Source organism: Paraburkholderia sp. SIMBA_054 (assembly GCF_046534875.1).
GTDB classification, from domain to species: Bacteria; Pseudomonadota; Gammaproteobacteria; order Burkholderiales; family Burkholderiaceae; genus Paraburkholderia; species Paraburkholderia hospita.
This window is the reverse complement of record NZ_JAWRXV010000773.1, coordinates 1-272: the sequence shown is the minus strand read 5'-3', so window position 1 is coordinate 272 and position 272 is coordinate 1. Positions and strand designations below refer to the sequence as shown.

The following is a 272-nucleotide window of genomic DNA, read 5'->3' as shown; positions in this document are numbered from 1 at the left end:
CCAGCGCCGCGATGAAGGCGGTGCCAAAGCTCGTTTCAAGCGCTTTCAATGTGCGCTCGTCGGTGACGAGGCGCCAGAAGCCGGAAAACCCGACTTCGGTGGAACGCAGCACCAATGCCGCAAGCGGAATGAGAATGAGAAGGGTCAGATAGGCAACACTGAAGCCGAACGTCAGCCCGAAACCGGGAATGACGCTCGGCTTTCTGAAGTGCGACCCTGCTCTGGCCCGTGCAGGGAGCGAAGACATGCGTTGGTTTGTTCCCTCTTCAGTA

1 pseudogene is annotated in these 272 nt (G+C 58.8%); it reads right to left on the bottom strand.

The annotated features are described in order from the left end of the window. Nucleotides 1-272, bottom strand: a pseudogene (locus tag SB822_RS57200) (hypothetical protein); the annotation flags it as partial.